Annotated in this window: 23 protein-coding genes; 16 read left to right on the top strand and 7 right to left on the bottom strand. The window is 70.7% G+C overall.

The window, feature by feature from the left end:
• Nucleotide 1: 1 nt before the first annotated feature.
• Nucleotides 2-1,045: a serine hydrolase domain-containing protein gene (locus tag ABFX55_RS40295; RefSeq protein WP_346128593.1), complete on the bottom strand. Its 1,044-nt coding sequence runs from the start codon at nt 1,043-1,045 to the stop codon at nt 2-4.
• A gap of 214 nt (nt 1,046-1,259) precedes the next feature.
• On the opposite strand from ABFX55_RS40295, the gene ABFX55_RS40290 reads away from it, so the two are divergent.
• Together ABFX55_RS40290 and ABFX55_RS40285 are read left to right on the top strand one after the other, a co-directional pair.
• Nucleotides 1,260-2,009, top strand: coding sequence for a bestrophin-like domain (locus ABFX55_RS40290; protein WP_346128592.1), 750 nt, complete (start codon nt 1,260-1,262; stop codon nt 2,007-2,009).
• A complete protein-coding gene (locus ABFX55_RS40285; protein WP_346128591.1) occupies nt 2,006-2,938 on the top strand; it encodes a hypothetical protein in 933 nt (310 codons plus the stop codon). Before ABFX55_RS40290 ends, ABFX55_RS40285 begins: the two co-directional genes overlap by 4 nt.
• On the opposite strand, the gene ABFX55_RS40280 is transcribed toward ABFX55_RS40285, so the two are convergent.
• Nucleotides 2,931-3,848, bottom strand: coding sequence for a zinc-binding dehydrogenase (locus ABFX55_RS40280; protein ID WP_346128590.1), 918 nt, complete (start codon nt 3,846-3,848; stop codon nt 2,931-2,933). The genes ABFX55_RS40285 and ABFX55_RS40280 overlap by 8 nt on opposite strands.
• Before the next feature lie 80 nt (nt 3,849-3,928).
• Here ABFX55_RS40280 and ABFX55_RS40275 point away from each other — a divergent pair, with 80 nt between their 5' ends.
• The 5 genes from ABFX55_RS40275 (at nt 3,929) to ABFX55_RS40255 (ending at nt 8,914) form a co-directional block, all read left to right on the top strand.
• A complete protein-coding gene (locus tag ABFX55_RS40275; RefSeq protein WP_346128589.1) occupies nt 3,929-5,005 on the top strand; it encodes a winged helix DNA-binding domain-containing protein in 1,077 nt (358 codons plus the stop codon).
• Nucleotides 5,006-5,159: 154 nt separating this feature from the next.
• Nucleotides 5,160-6,302 carry an amidohydrolase family protein gene (locus ABFX55_RS40270; protein WP_346128588.1) on the top strand — a complete coding sequence of 381 codons (1,143 nt, stop codon included), beginning with the start codon at nt 5,160-5,162 and terminating at the stop codon, nt 6,300-6,302.
• 26 nt (nt 6,303-6,328) lie between these two features.
• Nucleotides 6,329-6,826: an isochorismatase family protein gene (locus tag ABFX55_RS40265; RefSeq protein WP_346128587.1), complete on the top strand. Its 498-nt coding sequence runs from the start codon at nt 6,329-6,331 to the stop codon at nt 6,824-6,826.
• 29 nt (nt 6,827-6,855) lie between these two features.
• The gene (locus ABFX55_RS40260) at nt 6,856-7,653 is read left to right on the top strand and encodes an alpha/beta fold hydrolase (RefSeq protein ID WP_346128586.1); all 798 of its coding nucleotides are present in this window, start codon (nt 6,856-6,858) and stop codon (nt 7,651-7,653) included.
• Nucleotides 7,654-7,753: 100 nt separating this feature from the next.
• Nucleotides 7,754-8,914 carry a low temperature requirement protein A gene (locus ABFX55_RS40255; protein WP_346128585.1) on the top strand — a complete coding sequence of 387 codons (1,161 nt, stop codon included), beginning with the start codon at nt 7,754-7,756 and terminating at the stop codon, nt 8,912-8,914.
• 8 nt (nt 8,915-8,922) lie between these two features.
• Here ABFX55_RS40255 and ABFX55_RS40250 read toward each other — a convergent pair whose 3' ends face one another.
• Nucleotides 8,923-9,810, bottom strand: a complete 888-nt coding sequence (locus ABFX55_RS40250) for a phosphotransferase enzyme family protein (RefSeq protein WP_346128584.1) — start codon at nt 9,808-9,810, stop codon at nt 8,923-8,925.
• Nucleotides 9,811-9,974: 164 nt separating this feature from the next.
• Between ABFX55_RS40250 and ABFX55_RS40245 the strand changes: the two genes are divergently transcribed.
• On the top strand, nt 9,975-11,009 hold the full coding sequence (locus tag ABFX55_RS40245) for a fatty acid desaturase family protein (protein WP_346128583.1): 1,035 nt from the start codon (nt 9,975-9,977) through the stop codon (nt 11,007-11,009).
• On the opposite strand, the gene ABFX55_RS40240 is transcribed toward ABFX55_RS40245, so the two are convergent.
• Together ABFX55_RS40240 and ABFX55_RS40235 are read right to left on the bottom strand one after the other, a co-directional pair.
• Nucleotides 10,983-11,195: a hypothetical protein gene (locus ABFX55_RS40240; RefSeq protein ID WP_183654814.1), complete on the bottom strand. Its 213-nt coding sequence runs from the start codon at nt 11,193-11,195 to the stop codon at nt 10,983-10,985. The two genes, ABFX55_RS40245 and ABFX55_RS40240, sit on opposite strands and share 27 nt — an antisense overlap.
• Entirely contained in the window at nt 11,192-12,361 is a 1,170-nt protein-coding gene (locus tag ABFX55_RS40235; RefSeq protein ID WP_346128581.1) for an MFS transporter, read from the bottom strand. The genes ABFX55_RS40240 and ABFX55_RS40235 overlap by 4 nt, the downstream gene beginning before the upstream one ends.
• A 45-nt stretch (nt 12,362-12,406) precedes the next feature.
• Here ABFX55_RS40235 and ABFX55_RS40230 point away from each other — a divergent pair, with 45 nt between their 5' ends.
• The 8 genes from ABFX55_RS40230 to ABFX55_RS40195 all read left to right on the top strand — a co-directional run bounded on the left by ABFX55_RS40230 (nt 12,407) and on the right by ABFX55_RS40195 (nt 22,564).
• Nucleotides 12,407-15,934, top strand: a complete 3,528-nt coding sequence (locus tag ABFX55_RS40230; RefSeq protein ID WP_346128580.1) for a nitrate reductase subunit alpha — start codon at nt 12,407-12,409, stop codon at nt 15,932-15,934.
• Nucleotides 15,934-17,514: a nitrate reductase subunit beta gene (narH, locus tag ABFX55_RS40225; protein ID WP_346128578.1), complete on the top strand. Its 1,581-nt coding sequence runs from the start codon at nt 15,934-15,936 to the stop codon at nt 17,512-17,514. Before ABFX55_RS40230 ends, narH begins: the two co-directional genes overlap by 1 nt.
• The gene (narJ, locus tag ABFX55_RS40220; protein ID WP_346128576.1) at nt 17,511-18,065 is read left to right on the top strand and encodes a nitrate reductase molybdenum cofactor assembly chaperone; all 555 of its coding nucleotides are present in this window, start codon (nt 17,511-17,513) and stop codon (nt 18,063-18,065) included. Before narH ends, narJ begins: the two co-directional genes overlap by 4 nt.
• Nucleotides 18,062-18,751: a respiratory nitrate reductase subunit gamma gene (gene narI / locus ABFX55_RS40215; RefSeq protein WP_346128575.1), complete on the top strand. Its 690-nt coding sequence runs from the start codon at nt 18,062-18,064 to the stop codon at nt 18,749-18,751. The genes narJ and narI overlap by 4 nt, the downstream gene beginning before the upstream one ends.
• Nucleotides 18,748-19,836 carry a sensor histidine kinase gene (locus tag ABFX55_RS40210; protein ID WP_346128573.1) on the top strand — a complete coding sequence of 363 codons (1,089 nt, stop codon included), beginning with the start codon at nt 18,748-18,750 and terminating at the stop codon, nt 19,834-19,836. Before narI ends, ABFX55_RS40210 begins: the two co-directional genes overlap by 4 nt.
• Complete coding sequence (locus ABFX55_RS40205; RefSeq protein ID WP_346128572.1) at nt 19,833-20,501, top strand: response regulator; 669 nt, start codon at nt 19,833-19,835, stop codon at nt 20,499-20,501. Before ABFX55_RS40210 ends, ABFX55_RS40205 begins: the two co-directional genes overlap by 4 nt.
• 65 nt (nt 20,502-20,566) lie before the next feature.
• Nucleotides 20,567-21,817, top strand: coding sequence for a cytochrome ubiquinol oxidase subunit I (locus tag ABFX55_RS40200; protein ID WP_346128570.1), 1,251 nt, complete (start codon nt 20,567-20,569; stop codon nt 21,815-21,817).
• Nucleotides 21,818-21,826: 9 nt separating this feature from the next.
• Nucleotides 21,827-22,564, top strand: a complete 738-nt coding sequence (locus tag ABFX55_RS40195) for a cytochrome d ubiquinol oxidase subunit II (protein ID WP_346128568.1) — start codon at nt 21,827-21,829, stop codon at nt 22,562-22,564.
• A 172-nt stretch (nt 22,565-22,736) separates the two neighbouring features.
• Here the strand turns inward: ABFX55_RS40195 and ABFX55_RS40190 are convergent, their stop codons facing one another.
• Entirely contained in the window at nt 22,737-23,417 is a 681-nt protein-coding gene (locus tag ABFX55_RS40190) for an alpha/beta fold hydrolase (protein WP_346128567.1), read from the bottom strand.
• Nucleotides 23,414-24,130 carry an SDR family NAD(P)-dependent oxidoreductase gene (locus tag ABFX55_RS40185; protein WP_346128566.1) on the bottom strand — a complete coding sequence of 239 codons (717 nt, stop codon included), beginning with the start codon at nt 24,128-24,130 and terminating at the stop codon, nt 23,414-23,416. Before ABFX55_RS40185 ends, ABFX55_RS40190 begins: the two co-directional genes overlap by 4 nt.
• Nucleotides 24,131-24,151: the final 21 nt, after the last annotated feature.

The raw sequence follows: 24,151 nt of genomic DNA, 5'->3' as shown, positions 1-24,151 counted from the left end.
CTCAGCCGAGGAGGGGCAGGAGCTGCTGGACGGTGCTGATGTCGCCCATCGAGAACCTCGTCTTGGTCAGCGCGAAGGCCAGGCCCGAGGAGGTGTCGGCGAAGGCGGCGCTGCCGTTGATGCCGACCATGCCGAAGGAGCTGTCGGGGAAGGAGCCGTCGGGCCTGCCCTTGGCGTAGCCGAGCGCCCACGTGACGGGGTTTCCCATGAGCTGGTCGATGCCGGTGAACGCGGGAGCGGTCACCGCGTCGAGCTGCTCCTGCGAGAGCAGGCGCACGCCGTCGACCTCGCCGAGCAGTGCGGCGTACATCCTGGCGACGGCCCGCGCGGAGAACGTGCCGCCCGCGGGGATGTCGGCGGCGAGCACGTCGCGCCTGTTGCCGTAGGCGGCGTCGGGCAGCAGGCCGCGGGGGGTGCCGGGGAAGTCGCCCATGGCGGCGAGCATGGCGGCGTTGCCGGGCGCGTCGTCGAGCGTGGCGACCCTGTCCAGCTCCGAGGCAGGGACACCGAGGTAGAGCTCGTCGGCGATGCCGAGCGGCTCGGCGATCTCCTCGCGCAGCACCTGGGAGATGGGCTTGCCGGTGGCGCGCCTGACGACCTCGCCGAGGATCCAGCCGAAGGTCTGGGAGTGGTAGCCGGTCTTGGTGCCGGGCTCCCACCAGGGGGTGGAGTCGGCGATGGCGCGGCACATGCCGTCCCAGTCGCACAGGTCCTCGATCGTGGTGCCGTCCGGTACGGCGGGCACGCCGACCGTGTGCGTCAGCGCGTGCCGTACGGTCGCGGCCGACTTGCCGTGCGCGCCGAACTCCGGCCACAGGGAGGCGATGGGCGTGTCGTAGGAGAGCGCCCCACGCGCCACCAGCACGTGGACGACGGTGGAGGTGACGGCCTTGCCGGTGGAGGCGCTGTAGACGGGCGCGGACGCGGCGAGGGGACCTGCGGTGGCGTCCACGACCAGCTCGCCGTGACGGTAGACGGCGACCTGGACGCCGCTCTCGGCGCCCGACTCGACGAGCGTGTCAATGGTCTTCTGGATGGTGTTCACGCCTGGTGCTCCTCTTGACGGTCGTCGCTGATCATCTCGCTGAGTCGCTCACGCTGTTCGTCGGTGAGCGCGGAGCACGTCTCCGGGTTCGCGTAGATCATCAGCAGGTAGTTCATGCCCTTTGGTCGGAGTGGTCGCCTCCTTCTCGACACGACACGCACAATTTCTTTGCGTGTCCACGACGTGACCGTAAGTAGTCACTAGTGTTTGTGCCATGCTTGCCCTCCTTGCCGCCGTGGCGGCCGCAGTCGGCGTGGTAGCGCTCACCGCCTTCCTGTTCAGGAAGCTCGGCACCGAAGACCGCGACCCTGGGGGCCCTTCCACGGGTCACGCGGGCGCGATGCTCTCGGCGCTGTTCCTGCTGGTGTTCGCGATCGCCATCATCGTGCCGTGGACCACGGCCGACGCCGCCCGCCAGAACACCTTCGCCGAGGGTCAGGCCGCGGTGGAGACCTACTGGGCCGCCGGCGACCTGCCCGACGAGGACCAGTCGTGGGTACGGCAGAGCCTGCGCGACTACGTCGGCTTCGTGGTGCGCGACGAGTGGCCGCTGATGGCCGAGGGCAAGATGTCGCCCGAGGGCGGCGCCAGGCTCGACGCCCTGCGGTCCAGGGTCGACCAGTCGAAGCTCGACGACGACACCAAGGCGACCGTCCTCGACAAGGTGGAGGAGATGTCGGCGGCGCGCAGCAGGAGAGCGGCCGACGCGGGCACCGTTCCGCCCTCGGGCCTGCTGCCCCTGACGATCCTCACCGGCGTGGTCGTGATCATCTTCCCCTTCCTCGCGGGCGCGCGACCGCGAGGGCTGACGCTGGCGCCGCTGATGGTGATGGCGGGCATGCTCGGCGTCGGCGTCTACCTCACCTGGAACATCTCCTACGCCTTCGCCGGAGCGCTGGCGGTGGGCCCCGACGCCCTGCAGGCGGCGCTGCAGGAGTTCCAGAGGATCGCGGAGGGCGCGTGAGGGCGGCGGCGGCGCTGCTGGCGGGCGCGCTCCTCTGCCTCGGGGCCGGACTGCCCGCCACCCCCGAACCCGCCCTCGCCCCCGCCTCGGACCCCGTCCCCGGCCCTCACCCGAGCCCCGCCCCCCAGCCGAACGCCGCCCCTCAACCCCATCCGGATTCGGAGACGAGCCTCGGCGCAAGGCCGGATCTGCTCTCGAAGACGAGCTTCGCGCCGAACCCGGCCACGAAGGCGAGCCTCACGCAGGACCCCGGCCCGAAGGGGAGCCTCGCGCCGAACCCTGTCTCGAAGGCGAGCCTCACGCAGGACCCCGGCCCGAAGGGGAGCCTCGCGCCGAACCCGGCGACGAAAGCGAGCGCGCCGAGCCAGGTCGAAGCCGACCCCCTTCTGAAGGCGAGCCTCCTTCCGCATCCGGCTCCCGTGGCGCACCTCGACCCGATCACGGTGCCCGTCACCGTCGAGGTGTCGGTCTGCGTCGGCCTGCTGGTCGTGGTCGTCGAGGTGGGTGAGTGCCACCCTCCGGCATCCCCGCCCAGCCCCACGCCGCCACCCGCCGCGATGCCACCGGTTCCGCCGGTCCCCCCTGTGCCGGTACCCCCGGTTCCGCCGATGCCGCCAGTGCCGCCGGTTCCCCCGGTGCCACCGATGCCCCCAGTTCCGCCGATGCCGCCGAGCCAGCCGCCCAGGGTTGTCAGCCCGAGGCCCGTACCCCAGCCGGCCGTGGCGCCGCGCCCCCTGGTCGTGCCGCCCAAGCCTCCGCGGGTCACGCCGTCACCGCCGAGGACGCCCGTCCCGCAGGCGCGCACCTATGTCAGGGCCGAGAGGCCGAAGCCGGCTCGGCGCAACCCGATGCGCTCGGTGCTGGTCATGGTCGTGCTGACCACGGTGATCGCCTCGACCACCGCGGTCGCGTTCGGCGCGATCAGATGACCAGGAGCGTCTTGCCCGTGGTCTGGCGGGCCTCGATCGCCCTGTGCGCCGAGGCCGCCTCCTCCAGCGGGTAGGTCTGCCCGATCGTCGGGCGCAGACGTCCCTGCGCGGCCAGCTCGAGCGCCGTGGCCACCAGCCCTCTCAGCTCCTCGGGGCTGGGCGGCCCCGAGCGCTCGAGCACGGTGATCGGCAGGCCGTCCGTCTCCGACCACGAGCCGCCGGCCATGCCGTACATGCTGGCCCTGCCGCCGGGGCGCAGGGCGGTCATGGCCTCGGTTCCCACGGCCCCGCCCACCCCGTCGAAGACCACGTCGGCCTCGACTGAGCGCGCCCACCCCTGCTCGGAGTAGTCGACGTAGGAGCCGAAGCGCTCCACCCGCTCCCGCTTGCCGCGCGCGGCGCCGACCACCTCGGCGCCCGCGGCGGCGGCCAGCTGCATGAGCAGCCCGCCGACCCCGCCACCCGCCGCCAGCACCAGCACCCGCTCACCCGGCTGGATCTTCGCCTGCTCGTGGAGCATCACCGCGGTCCGCCCGTCGGCCAGCAGCGCCACCGCGTCGCGCAACGACACACCCTCGGGGACGGGCACCACGTCCGCGGCGGAGGCCCTCGCCAGCGACGCGTAGCCGCCCGTGCCACCCGTGGTGGTCACGACGGCGGTGCCGACCAGGCCCTCGTCGACCCCTTCGCCGACCGCCACGATCGTGCCGCCCACGCCGTTGCCAGGGATGCGGGGCAGCGACGGCGGCGCGAACGGCCCCTTGCCCGCCCGCACCTGGGTCTCCACGAAGGTGATGCTCGCGAACTCCACCCGCACCAGCACCTGGCCCTCACCCGGCACCGGGTCCTCCACCGTGCGCGCCCTCAGCACCTCAGGGCCGCCGAACTCGTCCATCACGATCGCTCTCATACCCCTTACCATAACGGAGCATTTCGCTCCGCGAAGCAATGCGGAACGGAATGTGCCGCATTGGCTCCTACGCTGCAACCATGAACTGGAACGCCCGCCGTCTGGCCCGCCACTTCCCCGACGACCCCGCGACCGCCGCCGACGTGGTGGCCGCGATGTGCGGCGCGCACGCGCAGGTGATGTCGGCGGCCGAGCTGTCGATCGGCCTGCGGATGCCGGGCGTCACCAGGGTGGAGGTCCGCGAGGCGCTGTGGGAGGAGCGCAGCCTGGTGAAGACCTACGGCCCGCGCGGCACCGTGCACGTGCTGCCCGCCCGCGACCTGGCCATGTGGACCGGCGCCCTGTCCAGCCTGCCCGCCGGCAGGATCGACCTGCTCACCCCTGACCAGATCGAGCAGGTGGTGGAGGCGGTCGGCGTCGCGCTGAAGGGCGGCGCGCTCGTCATCGACGAGCTGGACGAGGCCGTCACCGCCATCGCGGGACCGTGGGCGGGCGACAGGGTCATGGACGCGTTCCAGACGAAGTGGCCGCGCTGGCGGCAGGCCGTCCACCTGGCCGCGCACAGGGGCGTGCTCGCTTTCGGCCCCACCAGGGGCCGCAAGGTCACCTACATCAACCCGGGCGTCAAGCCCGCGGACGGCGACAGCGCGAAGGCCGAGCTGCTCAGGCACTACCTGCACTCCTACGGCCCCTCCACTCCCCAGCACTTCGCCCGCTGGCTGTCGGCCCCCGTCACCTGGGCCTCCAGGCTGTTCGAGGAGATCGCGCCGGAGAAGGTCGAGGGCGGCTGGGTGAACCGGGGCGACACCCGGGCGCCGGACGAGCCGGTGAGGGGCGTGCGGCTGCTGCCGTACTTCGACGCCTTCGTCGTCGGCTCGCACCCGCGCGAGCAACTCTTCCCCGGCCAGGCGTGGGAGCGGGCGCTGGCGCGCGGTCAGGCGGGCAACTACCCGGTGCTGCTGGTCGACGGCGTCGTGGCGGGGGTCTGGCACCAGCGCCGCTCGGGCCGGAAGATCGACATCACCGTCGAGCCGCTCGCCGAGCTGGACGCGCGGCAGATGGCGCAGCTCGGCGAGCAGGTCGAGCGGGTCGGAGAGATCATGGAGGGCGTCCCACGGCTCACGATCGACAAGATCACCGTGGGACCGCACGCCTAGGTCACGTCGCGGGCCAGGCCAGCCCCGGCCATCCGTGGCGCCAGGCCGCGAGGGAGGCGTCGCCGGTCATCGCCGCGTCTTTCTCCCGCCCTGGCGTCAGGGGTGAGTACGGGCTACTCATGACGCCCGCCTGGGCCGCTGCGACAGTCAGGCCATGCCAGCCATACGCGCACGACGCCTGTTCGACGGCAGGGAACTGCTCGGCGAGCGGGTCGTCCACGTCACCGACGGAAAGATCACTGCCGTCACCGGGGACGGCCCCGCCGACCTCGACCTCGGCGACGTCACCCTCCTTCCCGGGCTCATCGACTGCCACGTCCACCTCGTCTTCGACGCCAGCGCCGACCCCGTCGGCCACCTGAGGGACTCGAGCGACGAGGAGGTGCTCGACAGGATGCGCGAGGAGGCGGCCAGGACGGTCGCCGCGGGCGTCACGACCGTCAGAGACCTCGGTGACCGTGGCTACCTGGCTCTCAGGCTCGCCGAGAAGCTCGGTGTCACCGAAGGACCCGAGATCCTCGCCTCGGGGCCTCCGATCACCACGACAGGGGGCCACTGCTGGTTCCTCGGCGGGCAGGCCGACGGCGTGGAGAGGGTGCGCGCGGCCGTGCGCGAGCGGGCGGAGCGCGGCGTCCACGTGGTGAAGATGATGGTGACCGGCGGTGAGATGACCCCTGGCACCTTCTCCCACCTGAGGCAGTACGGCCTGGCCGAGCTGTGCGCGGCGGTGGAGGAGGCCCACGCGCACGGCCTGCCGATCGCCGCGCACGCGCACGCAGGCGAGGGCATCGCCGACGCGCTGGCGGCGGGGTTCGACACGATCGAGCACTGCTCGTTCATGACCGAGCACGCGGCCGAGCACGACGAGGCGATCATCGCCAGGCTGGCCGCCTCCGACGTGATCGTCTCGCTCACCGCGGGGCTCGTGCCCACGGGCGAGCCGCCGCCGCCCGGCATCGCGAAGCGCATGCCCGGGATCATGGCGGCGTTCAGGGCGCTCCAGGCGGCAGGCGCGGCCTTCGTGATCGGCAGCGACGCGGGGATCGGGCCTGGCAAGCCGCACGGTGTCCTGCCGTACGGGGCGCGGATGCTGGTCGACCTCGGATACGCGCCGCTCGACGTGCTTCGCTCGGTCACCTCGAGGGCGGCAAGGGCGTGCAGGGTGGCCGACAGGAAGGGGCGGATCATGCAGGGGTACGACGCCGACCTCGTGGCCGTGGGCGGCGACCCGCTGGCCGACATCAGCGTGCTCCAGCGTCCCTCCGCGGTTTTCAGGATGGGCAGGCGGCTGCGATGATCTCCTCCATTCGATAGAATGTTCGCATGCTTCTCCTCATCGACGTCCAGCGGAACATGCTCGAGCCTCCCCAGCCCGTGCCCGCGTGGAAGGACGTGTCCGCGGCGATCGCCACCCTGCTCGAACGCGCCCGTGCGGCGGGCGAGCCTGTGGTGTGGGTCCGCAACAACGGTGGGCCCGACGATCCCGACGTCCGCGGCACGCGGGGCTGGGAGCTGGTCCACGAACCCGCGGCGGGCGAGGTGGTCATCGACAAGTCGGTCCCCGACGCCTTCGCCAACACCGACCTCGGCGACCTGCTGCCACCCTCCAGCCAGGTGGTCGTGGCCGGCATGCAGAGCGAGTGGTGCGTGCGCGAGACCTCGCTCACCGCGCTGGCGCTCGGCCATGAGGTCACGCTGGTGCGCGGGGCCCACGCCACCTACGACGACCCGCGCCCCGCCCACGAGGTCTCGCTCGCCGTCGAGAAGGAGCTGTCAGAGGCGGGCGGGCGCGTCGTCGAGGTCGACGAGGTCGCCTTCTAGACCCCGCTCCCGCGTGCGAGCATCGGGTCATGCCCCACTTTCGCATCGAGCAGAGCACGCTCCCCCACGGCCTGCCCCGCTTCTCGCTCGGGTCGGGCGAACCGCTGATCGTCCTGCGCGGGTTCGCCGCCAACCACGCCAACCCCAAGGGGATGGAGCGGCCAATGGAGTTGAAGATCGTCAAGCCACTCGCCGAGCGCTTCAGGGTCCACGCCGTCACCAGGGCGCCCGGCATGCGCCAGGGCACCACGATGGCCCAGATCGCGACGCAGCACGCCGAGGCGCTCATGGAGGAGTTCGGCGAGCCGGTCAACGTCCTGGGCCTGTCCTCGGGCGGCTCGCTGGCGCTCCAACTGGCCGCCGACCACCCGCACACCATCCGCAAGCTGGTCGTGGCCGGCGCGGGGCACCGGCTCACCGACCTGACGCGGCGGGTGCAGCGCCGCTACACCGAGGTGGCGGCGACGGGCAGGCGCAGCCTGCACCTGCTCGCGCCCCTGATGACCGGGTCGAGGCTCGGGCAGTTCGCCCTGACGCCCGCGCTCTGGCTCATGGACCCGATGATGCGCGCGAGCGACCCCGCAGACCCGCTGGCCTTCGCCAGGGCCGAAGACTCCTTCTCCATCCGCGACCGCCTGTCGGAGATCACCGCGCCCACCCTGGTCATCAACGGCGACAGGGACCTCGCCTACACCCCCGAGATCTTCCGCGAGACGGCCGAGGGCATCCCGGACTGCCGCCACATCGTCTACCCCGGAGCCGGCCACATGGGCAGCTTCACCCATCCGCGCTTCGCCCCTGACATCGCCGACTTCGTTCTGAGCTGAACGCTTCGGCCGAGCTGGAGGTCCAACTCGGTAGACGGGCATACCGCCATGGAAGTAGAAATACCCCGCTAGGTTTCCCATGCGGGTGAGGAGCAACACTGTGGCGATCGAGATCCTGAGGTCCCGGAGCAACGTGGGCGGCAGGGTCGCGCCGATCGAGCTGTTCTTCGACCTCGTCTACGTCTTCGCGATCACCCAGCTCTCCCACCTGCTGCTCGAGCATCTCGACCTGCAGGGCGTGGGCCTGACGCTGATCCTGGCGCTGGCCGTGTGGTGGGCGTGGATGTACACCGCGTGGAGCACCAACTACCTGCAGCCCGACCACCCGGGGATGCGGTTCACGCTCGTCGGCGTGATGGTCGGCGGGCTGGTGATGGCGGCGGCGCTGCCGGACGCCTTCGGCGAGCACGCCCTGTGGTTCGCCAGTGGTTACGTGATGATCCAGGTGGGGCGGACGATCGCGGTCACGGTCCTGTCCAGGGGCACCACTCTGCAGGCCGTCTTCATCAGGGTCCTGGTCTGGCTCCTGCTGTCGGCCGTGCTCTGGATCGCAGGGGCCCTGGTCGGCGGCACCGCTCAGGTCCTGCTGTGGCTGGCCGCCCTGGCGGTCGAGTACGCCGCGCCGGCGATCGGCTACCCCACCCCGTTCATGCCCAGGTCGGTCACGACCGACTGGACGATCGACGGCTCGCACATGGCCGAGCGCTGCCAGCTGTTCGTCATCATCGCGCTCGGTGAGTCCGTGCTGGTCACCGGGGCGACGCTGGCGGGACACGACTTCAGCGCCGGCGCGGTGGCCGCCTTCGTCGTCTCCTTCCTCGGCAGCGTGGCCCTGTGGTGGGTGTACTTCGACCGCACCGCCGAGGCCGCCGCCGAGGCCATCGCCGCCTCCGACGACCCGGGACGGCTCGGCCGCTCCGCCTACACCTACATCCACATCCCGATGGTGCTGGGCATCATCGTCTCGGCGGTCGGCGACGAGCTGGTGATCGCCCATCCCGGCGGGCACACCTCGCTCGCCACGGCGCTGACCGTGCTGGGCGGTCCCGCCCTGTTCCTGGTCGGGCACGCGATGTTCAAGCGGGCGGTGTTCGGCTACGTGCCCGTCAACCGCGTGGCGGCCGTGGTCGCGCTGGCGGCGCTGGGGCTGCTGGCCCTGGTCGCGCCGCCGCTGGTGATCAGCACGGCGGGGATGCTGGTGGTCTGGGCGGTCGCGATCTGGGACTCGGTCCTGTTCCGCAGGCTCCAGCTCGCCGCCTGACGGCGAGGCTAGCCGGCCAGCTCGTGGAAGAGCGCCACGCGGCGCTCGTGGTAGTCGAGGTCGTCCTCGTCGTGGACGACACCGGCGGCGACGGCCTTGTGGAAGTAGGCGTACTCCCTGCGCAGCTTGTGCCTGACCAGCTGGGCCAGCTCCTCCTCCGTCAGCGGTGCCGCGGTGCCGCCCTCCTCGAGGTAGGCGTCGACGAACTCCTTGCTCGGGCCGAGCTCGTCGTCGCCCCATTCGAGGGCGGCGGCGGCCAGCTCGAGCTCGGGTGCGCCGACGAACGTCTCGTCCCAGTCGAGCACGGCGACGATCGTGCCGTTCCTCGCGAGGGTGTTGCCGGTGTAGAAGTCGCCGTGCAGGGGGTGGCGGCGCGGGCGCTCCCTGTGGAAGGCGGCCAGCCAGCGGTCAAGCGTGGGGTCGGCCAGGTCGGAGGCGTCGGAGGGCGGCGTGCCGTCCAGGCCCTCCTCCTGGAAGGCGGGCCTCGGGCGCGGGGGCGGGCGAACGCCGGCCAGCGCGGTGTGCAGCCTGGCCAGCAGGCGCGCGCCCTGGACGCGCTGCTCCGGCAGGTCGGAGTCGGGCCAGGAACCCTCGACGTACGGCCACAGCGAGATCGGACGGCCCTCGACACGGATGACGGTGTCGCCCGAGGGAGTGGGAAGGGGAGCCACCGCCTCGGGGAGCCGTTCGGCGGCCGCGCGACCGATGGCGTGGCACCACTCGGCCTCCGCGGTGGTGCGCCAGGTGGGGCCCACGCGCACCACATGCTCGCCGAGCAGGTAGGCGGCCGACTCCTCCCCTCCGTGCAGGCGCACGCCCTCGCCGTCGGACATGCCCCAGGTGGCGGCGACAGCCTGGCGGATCGCGAAGGTCAGCGGAATGCTTGCGTAGATCACTCCAACAGTCTGCAGGACGGCAAGAGCACGTCGGCGGGACAGAGCACATGCCAAGAAGTGCGATGATTCGGGGGAGACATCAGTCACCGAACTGACGATCTATTGCCCCCCTATGGTGTGGCACGTCAGTGTGGGGCCATTGCCCAACGCTCATGAGGAGCCCCGTGACCGACGTACCCGTCACCGTCGAAGCCCGAGGCAGCGACTTCGCCCGACTGGCACGCAAGATCAACCAAGCCGGACTGCTTGACAGACGGCCCCTCTACTACACACTCCGCCTGAGCCTGGTGGCCGTCGCCTTCGTCGGCGGCTGGGTGGCGTTCGTCCTGGTGGGTGATTCGTGGTGGACATTGCTCGTCGCCTTCGCGTCGGCTGTCGCCTTCGCGCAGCTCGCCCTGGTCGCCCATGACCTGGCGCACCGGCAGGTGTTCCGCAACCGCAGGCCGAGCGAGATAGCCGGCAGGATCGCGGGCAACCTGTTCATCGGCATGGGCTACGGATGGTGGACCGACAAGCACACCAGGCATCACGCCAACCCCAACCACGAAGACCATGATCCCGACGTGTCGCCCGCGGTGATCGTCTGGTCGGTGGAGCAGGCGGAGCGGGTGAAGGGACTGCCCAGGTTCGTCGCCCGCAGGCAGGCGTGGCTGTTCTTCCCGCTGCTGACGCTGGAGGGCTGGCACCTGCACGTGGCCAGCTTCAAGGCGCTGGCCAAGGAGTCGATGCGGCAGAGGGGACTGGAGGCCGCGCTGCTGGTGCTGCACTTCGTCTGGTTCTTCGGCCTCATCTTCACCGTGCTGCCGTTCGGCAAGGCTGTGGTGTTCACCCTGGTGCACCAGGCCGTCTTCGGCGTCTATCTCGGCTGCACGTTCGCGCCGAACCACAAGGGCATGCCCATCCTCACCAAGGAGGACGAGCTCGACTTCCTGCGCAAGCAGGTGCTCACCTCACGCAACGTGCGGGGCGGCTGGATCGTGGACGTGGCGCTGGGCGGGCTCAACTACCAGATCGAGCACCACCTGTTCCCGAACATGCCCACGCCCAACCTGCGCAAGGCGAAGCCGATCGTCATGGCGCACTGCGCCGAGCTGGGCGTGGACTACCTGGAGTCGGGGCTGATCAGCTCCTACGGTCAGGCACTGCGCCACCTTCACGAGGTCGGCGAGCCTCTACGAAAGGTCAAGGCGCGAGCGTAGCTCGTCGCGTCTCGACTCCAGCTCGGCGATCAGACCGTCCTGCTCGTCGGCCATGCTCAGCATGGCCGACCTCTCCACCGCGTCCGTGGCGCCCATGTCACTGATCTGGCTGCGCAGGTCCGCGGTCGATGCTTTCAGCCTCGCCAGGTCCTCTTCGAGCTGGCGAAGCTCGTCCTGTGTGCTCATCCCCCTCCTCTACCCGAGCGAAATGCCTTCAATGTGTAGAGCAGCGCCGCCAGGGCGGTGAGGGCGAGCAGCAGGTAGCCGATCGTGTAGGCGCCGGTGGCGGTGTAGACGGCGCCCATGACCAGGGGCGGGAAGTAGCCGCCCAGCCCGCCCGCCGCGCCGACCAGCCCGGTCACGGTGCCGACCCTCGAGGGCTCGACGAGCTTGGCGACCAGGGCGAAGACACCGCCCGTTCCGAGCCCGAGGAAGAAGGCGACGGCGACGAAGCTGACGCCCGCGGGGATCTCGACGGGCGGCTTGAAGGACAGCACGACGGCCATCAGCGCCGTGCCCGCGAAGGACAGCATCAGCACCCGTACCGGCCCCACCCTGTCGGACAGGATGCCGCCCAACGGCCTCGCGACCACCGCCGCGACGGAGAATCCGGCCGTACGCAGGCCCGCCTCGGTCTGGGCGAAGGCGTAGACGTTCTGCAGCAGGGTCGGCAGGTAGGTGGAGAAGGCGACGAACCCGCCGAAGGCCACGGCGTAGAGGAAGGCGCACTGCCAGGTCGCCCTGACCTTCATGGCGTCCCGCATGCGCGGCATCGCCGGCTCCTTCGAGGGAGACCATGCGGGCGCGTTCCTGCCGGCGGCCAGCACGACGACGCCCATCAGCGCGAGCAGGGCGGCCATCAGCACGTGGGTCTGCGCGCGGCCCATGGACTCCACCAGACGCGGGGTCAGGAACGCCGACAGCGCGGTGCCGCCCATGCCCGCGCCGAACACGCCGGTGGCGAAGCCGCGCCGCGCGGGTTCGTACCAGGCGTTGACGAAGGGGATGCCGACCGCGAACGAGGTGCCGCCTACGCCCAGCACGAACCCCCAGAACAGCAGCGCCCCGTAGGAGTCCGACCAGCCCACGAACAGGACGGGCACGATAGTGATGAAGCAGATCGCCGCGAACATCAGCCGCCCGCCGAGCTTGTCGGCCAGCACACCCACGGGGATCCTGCCCAGCGAGCCGACCAGCACGGGGATGGCGACCAGCATCGAGGTCTGGGTCGGTGAGAGCTCCAGCAGCCTGCTGTAGGTGCCCGACAACGGCCCGATCAGATTCCATGCCCAGAAGGTGACGGCGAAGGCGATCGTGGCGAGAACCAGATTGACCGTTTGACCTTTGTACATGCACCCTGTGTAACAGATCATTACTCAATGTGATGAAGTGGGTCCATGAGTCAGGCGGAGGAGCTCCTACTGAAGACGGGCAGATTCTTCCGCAGGTCGGTCACCAGCGACGATCTGCGGACGGTCCACCTGTCGGGCGGCAGGAAGGGCGACGCCTTCTACCGCGACAGGTGGAGCCACGACAAGGTCGTCCGCTCGACGCACGGGGTCAACTGCACGGGCTCGTGCTCCTGGCAGGTCTACGTCAAGGACGGGATCATCACCTGGGAGACCCAGCAGACCGACTACCCGAGCGTGGGTCCCGACCGCCCCGAGTACGAGCCGCGCGGCTGTCCGCGCGGCGCCGCCTTCTCCTGGTACACCTACTCCCCGACCAGGATCCGCTACCCGTACGCCAGAGGCGTCCTCGTCGAGCTGTACGGCCAGGCCAGGGCCGCGGGACTGGACCCGGTGGCGGCCTGGGCCGAGGTCACCACGAACCAGGACAAGCGCGACCGCTACCAGCGGGCTCGCGGCAAGGGCGGCCTGGTCAGGATCACCTGGGACCTCGCCACCGAGCTGATCGCCGCCGCGCACGTCCACACCATCAAGACCTACGGCCCCGACCGCGTCGCCGGGTTCTCCCCCATCCCGGCCATGTCGATGGTCTCCCACGCGATCGGCTCACGGTTCGTCTCGCTGATCGGCGGGACCATGCTCTCCTTCTACGACTGGTACGCCGACCTGCCCGTCGCCTCCCCTCAGGTGTTCGGCGACCAGACCGACGTGCCGGAGTCCGCCGACTGGTGGGACGCCGCCTACCTGATGATGTGGGGCGCGAACGTTCCTGTCACCCGCACCCCCGACGCCCACTGGATGGCCGAGGCGCGCTACAGGGGCCAGAAGGTCGTCGTGGTCGCTCCCGACTACAACGACGCGGCCAAGTTCGCCGACGAGTTCCTGGCGGTCAACCCCGGCACCGACGGCGCGCTGGCCATGGCGATGGGCCACGTGCTGCTCAGGGAGTTCTTCGTCGAGCGGCAGGTGCCGTACTTCACCGACTACGTCAGCCGCTTCACCGACCTGCCCTTCCTCGTCCGGCTGGCCGAGCGCGACGGCGCCCACGTGCCCGACAAGTTCCTCACCGCCGCCGACCTGGGCTCCACCGACGAGGCCGCCGAGTGGAAGACCGTCTTCCTCGACGCGGCGGGCGAGCCCGTGGCGCCCAACGGCTCGGTCGGCTTCCGCTGGACCGACTCGGGCAAGGGTCGATGGAACCTCAGGCTGGACAGCCTGCCCAGGCTCACCCTTCTCGGCGGGGAGACGGCCGAGGTCCAGCTCCCGCGCTTCGACCAGGAGGGCGTGCTCCGCAGAGGCGTGCCGGTCACGCGGGTCGGCGGGCACCTGGTCACGACCGTCTTCGACCTCATGCTCGCGCAGTACGGCGTCGGGCGCCCCGGGCTGCCGGGCAGCTGGCCCCAGGGCTACGACGACGCGGAGGAGCCGTACACGCCTGCCTGGCAGGAGCCGATCACCGGGGTGCCCGCGCGGAGGGCGGAGAAGATCGTCAGAGAGCTGGCGAGGACCGCCGAGGCGACGCGCGGGCGGTGCATGATCGTGCTGGGCGCGGGCACCACGCAGTGGTTCCACGGCGACACGATCTACCGCTCGTTCCTGACGCTGCTGCTGCTGACCGGCTGCCAGGGCGTCAACGGCGGCGGCTGGGCGCACTACGTCGGGCAGGAGAAGTGCCGCACGCAGACGGGGTGGGCGCAGCTGGCGGGGGCGCTCGACTGGTCGAGGCCGGCGAGGCAGACGCCTGCCACGCCGTTCTGGTACCTGCACACCGACCAGTGGCGTTACGACAGGTTCGACGCGGACGAGTTGTGCTCGCCGCTCAGGACCGGCAGGTTCGCGGGGCTGCGCACGGCCGACCTCGTGGCGCAGGCGGTGCGCAACGGCTGGATGCCGATGGCGCCGACCTTCGACCGCAACCCCCTGGAGCTGGGCGAGGCCGCCGACCCCGTGGCGTTCACGCTGGAGGAGCTGCGCTCGGGCAGGCTGCGCTACGCGGCCGAGCAGCCCGACGACCCGCGCAACTGGCCGCGGGTGGTGACGATCTGGCGTTCCAACCTGCTCGGCTCGTCGGCCAAGGGCAACGAGTACTTCCTGCACCACCTGCTCGGCGCCGACTCCAACCTGCCCGAGCCCGACGGGCAGGCCCCGCGCGGCAAGCTCGACCTGCTGGTCACGCTCGACTTCAGGATGACCTCCACGACGTTGTTCTCCGACATCGTGCTGCCCGCGGCGACCTGGTACGAGAAGCACGACCTGTCCTCCACGGACATGCACCCCTTCGTGCACGCCTTCAACCCCGCGATCAGCCCGCCGTGGGAGACGAAGACCGACTTCTCGGCCTTCCACGCGATCGCCAGGGCCTTCAGCGGGCTGGCCCGCGACCATCTCGGGACGCGCAGGGACGTGGTGGCGGTGCCGTACCAGCACGACACGCCTGGGGAGACCGCCCAGCCCGGCGGGCGCGCGCCCGCGGAGGTGGCGCCGAAGCTGGTGGTGGTCGAGCGCGACTACGGGGCGGTCGCGGCGAAGCTGGCCGCGCTCGGGCCGCTGACCGAACGGCTCGGCCTTCCGGTGAAGGGCGTGACCTTCCATCCCGACCACGAGGTCGCCTGGCTCGGGCAGCGCAACGGGCTGGCCGCCCACGGCCCCGGCAAGGGCAGGCCGCTGCTCGACACCGACGCCAAGGCGTGCGAGGCCATCCTGGCCCTGTCGGGCACCTCGAACGGACGGCTGGCCGTCCAGGGGTTCGCGCAGCTGGCCGAGCGGACGGGTACCGACCTCGGCGGCCTGGCGCACGAGGGTCACCGGATCGAGTTCTCCGACACCCAGGCCAGGCCGCAGCACGTCGCGGCCAGCCCCGAATGGTCGGGCAAGGAGTCGCACGACAGGCGCTACTCCCCCTTCACCATCAACGTGGAGCACGACAAGCCGTGGCACACGCTGACCGGGCGGATGCACTTCTTCCTCGATCACGACTGGATGCACGAGTACGGCGAGGCCCTGCCCGTCTACCGTCCGCCACTCGACATGGCGGCGTTGTTCGGCGAGGACGGCGCCGGTCAGCTCGTCGTGCGCTACCTGACGCCGCACTCCAAGTGGTCGATCCACTCGGAGTACCAGGACAACCTGATCATGCTCACGCTGTCGCGCGGAGGGCCGACGATCTGGATGTCGGTGCGGGACGCGGAGCGGATCGGGGTGGCCGACAACGACTGGATCGAGGCCGTCAACCGCAACGGCGTGGTGGTGGCCAGGGCCGTCGTCTCCCACCGGATGCCCGACGGAACCGTGTACATGTACCACGCGCAGGAGCGGGTCATCGACGTGCCGAAGTCCGAGGCGACGGGGCGCAGGGGCGGCATCCACAACTCGCTGACCAGGGTGCTGATCAAACCGACCCACATGATCGGCGGCTACGCGCAGCTGTCCTACGGCTTCAACTACCTCGGCCCCACGGGCAACCAGCGCGACGAGATCACCGTGATCCGCCGCCGATCGCAGGAGGTCGAGTACTGATGAGCCCGCGGGTGATGGCGCAGATCGCCATGGTCATGAATCTGGACAAGTGCATCGGCTGCCACACCTGCTCGGTCACCTGCAAGCAGACCTGGACCAACAGGCCGGGCGTCGAGTACGTCTGGTTCAACAACGTCGAGACCCGCCCAGGACAGGGCTATCCCCGGCGCTACGAGGACCAGGAGCGCTGGCGCGGCGGCTGGCAGGTCGACGCCAAGGGACGGCTGAAGCTGCGCGCGGGCGGCAGGCTCCGCAAGCTGCTCGGCATCTTCGCCAACCCGCTCATGCCCTCGATCGACGACTACTACGAGCCGTGGACCTACGACTACGAGAACCTGACCAGGGCTCCGCTGTCGGACGACGTCCCCGTGGCCAGGCCCCGCTCGCTGATCACGGGTGAGCCGACCACCGTGCGCTGGAGCGCCAACTGGGACGACAACCTGGGCGGAGACCCGTCGCCCGACCCCCTGCTCGGCAGGATCCAGGACCAGGTGAAGCTCGACTTCGAGAACGCCTTCATGTTCTACCTGCCGCGCATCTGCGAGCACTGCCTCAACCCGTCCTGCGTCGCCTCGTGCCCCTCCGGCGCGATGTACAAGCGCAGCGAGGACGGGATCGTCCTGGTCGACCAGGACAGGTGCAGGGGCTGGCGGATGTGCGTGACCGGCTGCCCGTACAAGAAGGTCTACTTCAACCACAAGACCGGCAAGGCCGAGAAGTGCACGTTCTGCTATCCGCGCGTGGAGGTGGGCCTGCCGACCGTCTGCTCGGAGACGTGCGTCGGACGGCTGCGCTACCTCGGGGTGATGCTCTACGACGCCGACCGTGTGTCGGAGGTGGCCGCCACCCCCGACGACAAGGATCTCTACGAGGCGCAGCTGTCGCTCTTCGTCGACCCCGACGACCCGGCCGTCGCCGGGTCCGGCCTGCCTGCAGACTGGATCGAGGCGGCCCGCAGGTCGCCGGTCCGCGACCTGATCGTGAAGTACCGCCTGGCGCTCCCCCTGCATCCCGAGTACCGGACGCTGCCGATGGTCTGGTACGTCCCGCCGCTCTCCCCCGTCGTGGACGCGCTGGCCACCTCGGGCCACGACGGCGAGGACGCCGACAACCTGTTCGCCGCCATCGAGTCGCTGCGCATCCCCGTCGGCTACCTCGCCGAGCTCTTCACGGCGGGCGACCCCGCCCCGGTGACGGCCTCGCTGCGCCGCCTGGCCGCGATGCGCTCGTACATGCGCGCGGTCAACCTCGGCACGCGGCCACCCGAGGTCGGCATTTCCGACGAGGAGCTGCGCGCGATGTACCGGCTGCTCGCGCTGGCCAAGTACGAGGAGCGCTACGTCATCCCCACCGCGGCGGGCGTGACGCCCGGCTCGGTCGACGAGATCGGCTGCAGCCTCGACTACGACGGCGGACCGGGCGCCCAGGGCCCCTTCGGGGAGGCGTCGGGCGGTCCCGTGCCCGTCTCGATCGAGAGCTTCCACGGTCTCAAACAGCGCCAGACCAGCGAGGAGATCAGCCACGACCGCCCTCAGCTCCTCAACTGGGACGGCAAGGGCACACCTCCGGAGAAACTATGAACCATCCCGTCGTACGGCAGGCCGCCGCGCACCTGCTCGCCTACCCCGACGAGCGCTTCTGGGCCAGGCTCCCGCTCATCCGCGAGGCCGCCCAGCCGCACTTCCCCGCCTTCCTCGACCGGGTGGCCCGCATGGACCACGGCGAGCTGGCCGCGCACTACGTCGAGGTCTTCGACCTCAAGCGCAGGTGCTGCCTCTACCTGACCTACTACGCCGACGGCGACACCCGGCGGCGCGGCGTGTCGCTGGCGCGGCTGAAGGCGCGCTACAGGGCGGCCGGCTGGGAGCTGTGCGACGACGAGCTGCCCGACTTCCTGCCGGTGGTGCTGGAGTTCGCCGTGCTCGATCCCTCGGGCGAGCAGGTGCTGAAGGAGCACAGGGCGGGGCTCGAGCTGCTGCGCGCGGCGCTGGCCGAGGAGGGCTCGCCGTACGAGTCGGTGGTCTCGAAGGTGTGCGCCACTCTGCCCCCCGCGAGCGCCGGTGACCTGCGGGCCGCCGAACGGCTCGCCGCCGCGGGGCCGCCCGCCGAGTCGGTGGGGGACTACCGATGAGCTGGGGCGAGACGGCAGTCTGGATCGTCGGGCCGTACCTGACGCTGCTGCTCCTGGTCGGCGGGCTGATCTGGCGCTACCGCTACGACAGGTTCGGCTGGACCACGCGCTCCTCACAGCTCTACGAGAGCAGGCTGCTGCGCGTCGGCAGCCCCCTGTTCCACTTCGGGCTGCTCTTCGTCATCCTCGGTCACGTGGTCGGCCTGCTGATCCCCGAGAGCTGGACCGAGGCGGTGGGGATCTCCGACCGGCTCTACCACCTCAACGCGCTGGTGGTGGGGGCCATCGCGGGCTTCTGCACGCTGGCGGGCATCGCCCTGCTGATCTACCGCCGCAGGCGGACGGGCCCCGTCTTCCTGTCCACGACGAAGAACGACAAGACGATGTACGTCGTGCTGGTGGCCGCGATCGTCGCCGGGCTGTTCACGACCGTCGCCAGCCAGTTCGAGCACGGCCATGACTACCGGCAGACGGTCTCGCCCTGGTTCCGCGGCGTCTTCGCGCTGCAGCCCGACGCGGCGGCGATGTCGCTGGCGAGCTGGCCCTTCAAGCTCCACGCGCTGATCGGGATGCTGCTGTTCGCGCTGTTCCCCTTCACCCGCCTGGTGCACGCCTTCTCCGCCCCGATCGGTTATCTGTTCAGGCCGTACATCGTCTACAGGAGCCGCGACAGAATGGACCTGTGAAGGTGACGATCGGCGTCGTGGCGGTCATGGTGGCGGGCTGTGTCATGGCCGTCCTGATGAGGCCGCAGGCGAGCCCCAACGCACTCGACGTCGTCCTGCCGCTGGTCATCTGCGGGGCGCTGTTCCTGCGGCGCAGGCATCCGATCGCCGTGCTGCTGGTCGTGGTGATCGCCTGCGCGGCCTACTACCCCTTCGCCGGCTACGACGGCCCCATGATGCTGGGCGCCCTGCTCGCCCTCTACACCGCCGCCGACCTCGGCCACCTCGTGGCGGCCGGCACGGTGGCCGCGGCGCTGCTCCTGGGCATGGGGGTGGGCGAGACCGGCGGCGTCAGGCACGTCGACGACGGCCTGTTCCTCATGATCGCGGGCTGGCTGGCGGCCGCCGTCGCGGCGGGAGGCGTCACCCGCAACAGGCGCGCCTACCTGCGGGAGGTCGAACGGCGGGCCGCCGAGGCCGAGCACTCCAAGGAGGAGGAGGCCAAGCGCAGGGCGACCGAGGAGCGGCTGCGCATCGCCCGCGAGCTGCACGACGTGCTCGGCCACAACATCTCCATGATCAACGTGCAGGCGGGGGCCGCGCTGCACGGCATCAGGAAGCGTCCGGAGGATGCCGAGACCGCGCTCCAGGCGATCAAGGAGACCAGCAAGGAGACGCTGCGGGAGCTGCGCGCCACGCTGGGCGTGCTGCGCCAGGTGGACGAAGGCGCCCCGACCAGCCCCACCGCGAGCCTCGGGCAGCTCGACGAGGTGGTGCGCAGGAGCGGCCTCGCCGTCGACAGCGACATCAGCGTCGGGGAACCGCCGCCCGTCGAGGTCGATCTCGCGGCGGCCAGGATCATCCAGGAGGCGCTGACGAACGTCTCCCGCCACTCCTCGGCGGGCAGGGCGCGGCTGTCAGTCGCCGAAATATCCGGAAAGATGGTCATCACGGTTGAAGACGACGGCCCCTCCGTCGTCTTCGCGGGAGGAAGCGGGTACGGCGTGCAGGGAATGAAGGAACGGGCCGCCGCGCTGGGCGGCACCCTCGTGGCGGGCCCCCGTCCCGAGGGCGGCTACCGTGTCGTCGCCGAGCTGCCGCTGTGATCCGCGTCCTGCTGGCCGACGACCAGACTCTGGTGCGGGCGGGGTTCCGGTCCATCCTGTCCGACGAGGACGACCTCGACGTGGTCGGCGAGGCCGCCAACGGCCGTGAGGCCGTCTCCAAGGCCCGCGAGCTGCGCCCCGACGTGGTGCTGATGGACATCAGGATGCCCGAGCTCGACGGGCTGGAGGCCAGCCGCCAGATCGCCGCCGACCCCCGGCTGACCGGCACGAGGGTCGTCATCCTGACCACCTTCGACCTCGACGACTACGTCTACGGCGCGCTCAAGGCGGGAGCGAGCGGCTTCCTGGTCAAGGACACCGAGCCCGCCGAGCTCATCCACGCCGTCAGGGTCGTGGCGCGCGGCGACGCGCTCATCGCGCCCTCCATCACCCGCCGCCTGATCGCCGAGTTCGCCGGCAGGGTGAAGCGGCCCACGCCAGGGCCCCGGATGAACGCCCTGACCGAGCGCGAGAGGGAGGTCATGGAGCTGGTCGCGCAGGGCCTGTCGAACGACGAGATCGCGGCCAGGCTCGTGCTCAGCCCCGCGACCGCGAAGACGCACGTCAGCCGCATCATGACCAAGCTCGACGTGCGCGACAGGGCGCAGCTGGTCGTGCTCGCCTACGAGGCGGGCGTCATCACCCCCGGATGGCTTACACCCTAGGGTGTACGGCCCGCACAACCGTGGGCTGACGCGGCGGGGCATGCCGTACCCGGATCGTCTGAGGTATGGAAACGGTAGACCTGGCCCGCCTGCAGTTCGCGCTGACCGCGGGGGCGCACTTCCTCTTCGTCGCGCTGACGCTCGGCCTCGCCACCCTGGTCGCGGTCCTGCAGACCAGGGCGACACTGACCCGCAGCCCGATCCACCTGCGGATGACGAGGTTCTGGGGCCAGCTCTACATCATCAACTACGCCATGGGCATCGTGACGGGGCTGGTGATGGAGTTCCAGTTCGGCATGTCGTGGAGCGGCCTGACCCACTTCGCGGGCAACGTCTTCGGCGCCGCCCTGGCGATCGAGACGCTGGTGGCCTTCTTCATCGAGTCGACCTTCCTCGGCCTGTGGATCTTCGGCTGGGACCGGCTGAACCGGTGGGCGCACCTCGCGCTGATCTGGATCGTCACGCTGACCGCATACGCCAGCGCCTTCTGGATCCTGATCGCCAACGGCTTCCTGCAGAACCCCGTCGGCCACGAGGTCGTGAACGGCGTGCTCCAGCTGAACGACTTCGGCGCGCTGACGGCCAACCCCGCCTCGCTGGTCGCCTTCGGCCACGTCCTGAGCGGCGCCATGGTCGTCGGCGGCTTCTTCATGGCGGGGGTGAGCGCCTACCACCTGCGCAGGCGCACCCGAGAGCAGGAGTTCTTCCGCAAGTCGCTGCGGATCGGCCTCGCCCTCGCGCTGCCCGCCACGCTGGTCGCCGGGGTCTTCGGCGGCCTCGGCTTCGCCACGATGCAGCCGACCAAGACGGCGGCCTGGTCGGGCAGCGCGCAGGAGCTCGCCCAGGTGCAGGCCGACATGGTCGCGCGCTTCGGCCCCGGCGACTACCTGCCGCCCGTCGAGCTGGTGCGGACCGCGGGCGTCGTGATGATGCTGCTGTTCGTGGTCATGCTCGTCTTCTCCGCTGTCAGCTTCCTGCTCATGCTGTTCAGGCCCGCCGTGCGCGGGCTGCGGATCTGGCACTGGCTGCTGACCGCGATGATCCCCGTCCCGTTTGTCACCATGCTGGCGGGCTGGGTCTTCCGCGAGGTCGGCCGCCAGCCCTGGGTCGTGTACGGCCTGCTGACCACGCAGGACGCGATGTCGCACGTCACCCCGCTGGAGATGCGCGTCTCGCTGATCGCCTTCAGCGCCGTCTTCGGCCTGCTCATCGTCGTCAACTACTGGCTGCTGGCCAGGCACGCCAGGCGCGGGCCCGACGCCGTGGCCCTGGGCAGCCGCCCCGCCGAGACCCCCGCCCCCGCCCTGACCTTCTGAGGAGACATCGTGGAGATCTTCATCCTGGGCTTCTTCGCGCTCGGATACCTGATCCTCGCGGGGGCCGACATCGGGGTGGGCATGCTGCTGCCGTACCTCGGGAGGACCGCGGCCGAGCGCAGGACGGTCATCGCCGCCATCGCCCCCTTCTTCCTAGGCAACGAGGTGTGGCTGGTCGCCGCGGCAGGGGTGCTGGCGGGGCTGTTCCCCCTGCTGGAGGGCGAGTTGCTGAGCGGCAACTACCTGGCGGTGGTGGCGCTGCTGGTCGGCTGGGTCATCCGTGACATGGGGCTGTGGCTGCGCGGCAGGGTGCCGGGGGCGCGCTGGCAGGCCTTCTGGGACGGGGCCGTCGTCGGCGGTTCGTGGACGCTGGCGCTGGCCTGGGGTGTGATCTTCACCCAGATCCTGCCGGTGCCCATCGTGGCGGCGGTGATGGTGGCGCTGCTGTTCGCCATGCACGGGCTGGCGTTCGCGGGGCTGCGGCTGACGGGAGAGCTGCGGGAGCGGGCCGTACGGCTGACCGGCGGGTCCGGCGAGGGCCGCACGTACGCGCTGACGGCGGCGGCCCTGACGGGGCTCGGGGTGCTGGCGGGCGCCGAACTGGACCTCGCCGCCTCGGCCGCCGACGCCACCACGCTGTCGCTCCTGGTGCCGGTGACGCTGGCGCTGATCCCGTTCCTGGTGGCGGCGCAGGCGTGGGTCTGGTGGACCTTCCGGGCCCGCGTCACGGGCCCGTCCTACCTCTGACCCCCACCCCTAGCCCCCGGAGAACCTCACCCCACACCCACCTGCACCGCACGAGCGGGCGGTCACGGGCTGAGGCTCCTTGGGGGACGGCGGGACGCACCGCGACGGCCGCGATCCCCAGCGAGGCGGGCGGTCACGGGTTGAGGTCCCGGGGGCTTCGTCGAAGGTGGGGTCAGGAGAGGATGAAGTCGCGGATCAGGGTGGTGATCTCGGCGGGGCGCTCGAGGAGGACGACGTGACCGCTGTCCAGCTCGGCGTACGAGCTGCCCGCGATCCCCTCGTGCAGCGCCCTGGCGTTCGACACGGGCACCAGATGGTCCTGCGAGCACCCCACGACCAGCGTCGGCGCGGTGATCAGCGGGAGGCGGTCGCGGATGTCCACCCGCGCGTCCAGCTCGATCTGCGACACCGTCCCTGGAGGCGGGGTGCCCTTCGTCGCGTCCTCCCCCATCGCGCTGACGAACGCCGGGCTGAAGGCCACCAGAGGCCCGAAGGCCGCGAAGGACGTGGGGTCGGTGGCCGCGAGCCGTGCCCAGGTGGAGAAGCCCAGGTGCAGCCGGAAGTCGGAGTTGTCGACCCATCCCGCGATGAGCACAAGCCTGCGCACCCTGGCGGGGTCGCCTGCCGCGATCGCCGCCGCCACGACCGCGCCCAGCGAGAAGCCGACGAGGTCGTACGGCTCGTCAGGCAGGTCGGCGGTCACGTGGGAGGCGAGCTGGTCCACGCTGAGTTCGCCGGTGAGCTGCGAGTAGTCGGGCGTGATCACGTGACGGACGTCGGCGAAGCCGTCCACCAGGTGCCCGTAGTTGGTGGCGGGGTCGCCGCCGGTGCCGTGGACGAGGACGAGGTTCACAGGTTGCCTCCGCCGGTCGCGTCGATGGTGGTGCCGGTGATGAACGAGGCCTGCGGAGAGGCCAGGAAGCCGATCGCGTCGGCGATCTCGTGCGGCTCTCCCACCCTGTTCACCGCGTGGCGTGAGGCGGCGTAGGCCCTGCCGCCCTCGTCGAGCCATGAGGCGTTGGCGTCGGTGTCGATGATGCCGGGAGCGACGTTGTTGACCGTGATGCCGCGCGGCCCGAGCTCCTTGGCCAGGGCGAGCGTGAAGGTCTGGACGGCGCCCTTCGTCATCGCGTAGGCGATGCCCTCGGGGTAGGAGATCCTGGTCACCCCCGAGGTCACGTTGATGATCCGGCCCCCTGAGGGGATCAGGGGGAGCAGCCGCTGGGTGAGGAAGAACAGCTCCCGCACGTTCACCCCGAACACCCGGTCGTACTCCTCGGGCGTCACCTCCGACAGCGGCTTCGGCAGCCCCACCCCCGCGTTGTTGACCAGCACGTCGAGGGAGGTCAGTCCGGAGGCGAGCGCGGTGACGGCTCCGGGCGTGCCGAGGGCCGCCCGTACGGCGACCGCGCTGCCGCCCTCCCGCTCGATCGACGACACCACTTCCGAGGCCGCCACCTCGTCCTCGGCGTAGTTCACGACCACGTGGAATCCGTCACGCGCCAGCCGTACGGCGGCGGCTCTTCCGATCCCCCTGCTCGCACCTGTCACCAGGGCAGTTCTCATCTCGAACACCTTTCTTTAGCG

Origin of the sequence: Nonomuraea roseola (genome assembly GCF_039535395.1) — a bacterium.
Taxonomy (GTDB): Bacteria; Actinomycetota; Actinomycetes; order Streptosporangiales; family Streptosporangiaceae; genus Nonomuraea; species Nonomuraea roseola.
Note: the sequence above shows the minus strand (reverse complement) of the source record. Positions and strands in the feature narration are given on the sequence as shown.

What these genes read in the sequence shown, in the direction of transcription:
- ABFX55_RS40290 (WP_346128592.1), top strand. Translation starts at nt 1,260, where the DNA reads ATGCTTGCCCTCCTTGCCGCCGTGGCGGCCGCAGTCGGCGTGGTAGCG.
- ABFX55_RS40280 (WP_346128590.1), bottom strand. Translation starts at nt 3,848, where the DNA reads ATGAGAGCGATCGTGATGGACGAGTTCGGCGGCCCTGAGGTGCTGAGG.
- ABFX55_RS40275 (WP_346128589.1), top strand. Translation starts at nt 3,929, where the DNA reads ATGAACTGGAACGCCCGCCGTCTGGCCCGCCACTTCCCCGACGACCCC.
- ABFX55_RS40270 (WP_346128588.1), top strand. Translation starts at nt 5,160, where the DNA reads ATGCCAGCCATACGCGCACGACGCCTGTTCGACGGCAGGGAACTGCTC.
- ABFX55_RS40265 (WP_346128587.1), top strand. Translation starts at nt 6,329, where the DNA reads ATGCTTCTCCTCATCGACGTCCAGCGGAACATGCTCGAGCCTCCCCAG.
- ABFX55_RS40260 (WP_346128586.1), top strand. Translation starts at nt 6,856, where the DNA reads ATGCCCCACTTTCGCATCGAGCAGAGCACGCTCCCCCACGGCCTGCCC.
- ABFX55_RS40240 (WP_183654814.1), bottom strand. Translation starts at nt 11,195, where the DNA reads ATGAGCACACAGGACGAGCTTCGCCAGCTCGAAGAGGACCTGGCGAGG.
- ABFX55_RS40235 (WP_346128581.1), bottom strand. Translation starts at nt 12,361, where the DNA reads ATGTACAAAGGTCAAACGGTCAATCTGGTTCTCGCCACGATCGCCTTC.
- ABFX55_RS40230 (WP_346128580.1), top strand. Translation starts at nt 12,407, where the DNA reads ATGAGTCAGGCGGAGGAGCTCCTACTGAAGACGGGCAGATTCTTCCGC.
- narH (WP_346128578.1), top strand. Translation starts at nt 15,934, where the DNA reads ATGAGCCCGCGGGTGATGGCGCAGATCGCCATGGTCATGAATCTGGAC.
- narJ (WP_346128576.1), top strand. Translation starts at nt 17,511, where the DNA reads ATGAACCATCCCGTCGTACGGCAGGCCGCCGCGCACCTGCTCGCCTAC.
- narI (WP_346128575.1), top strand. Translation starts at nt 18,062, where the DNA reads ATGAGCTGGGGCGAGACGGCAGTCTGGATCGTCGGGCCGTACCTGACG.
- ABFX55_RS40200 (WP_346128570.1), top strand. Translation starts at nt 20,567, where the DNA reads ATGGAAACGGTAGACCTGGCCCGCCTGCAGTTCGCGCTGACCGCGGGG.
- ABFX55_RS40185 (WP_346128566.1), bottom strand. Translation starts at nt 24,130, where the DNA reads ATGAGAACTGCCCTGGTGACAGGTGCGAGCAGGGGGATCGGAAGAGCC.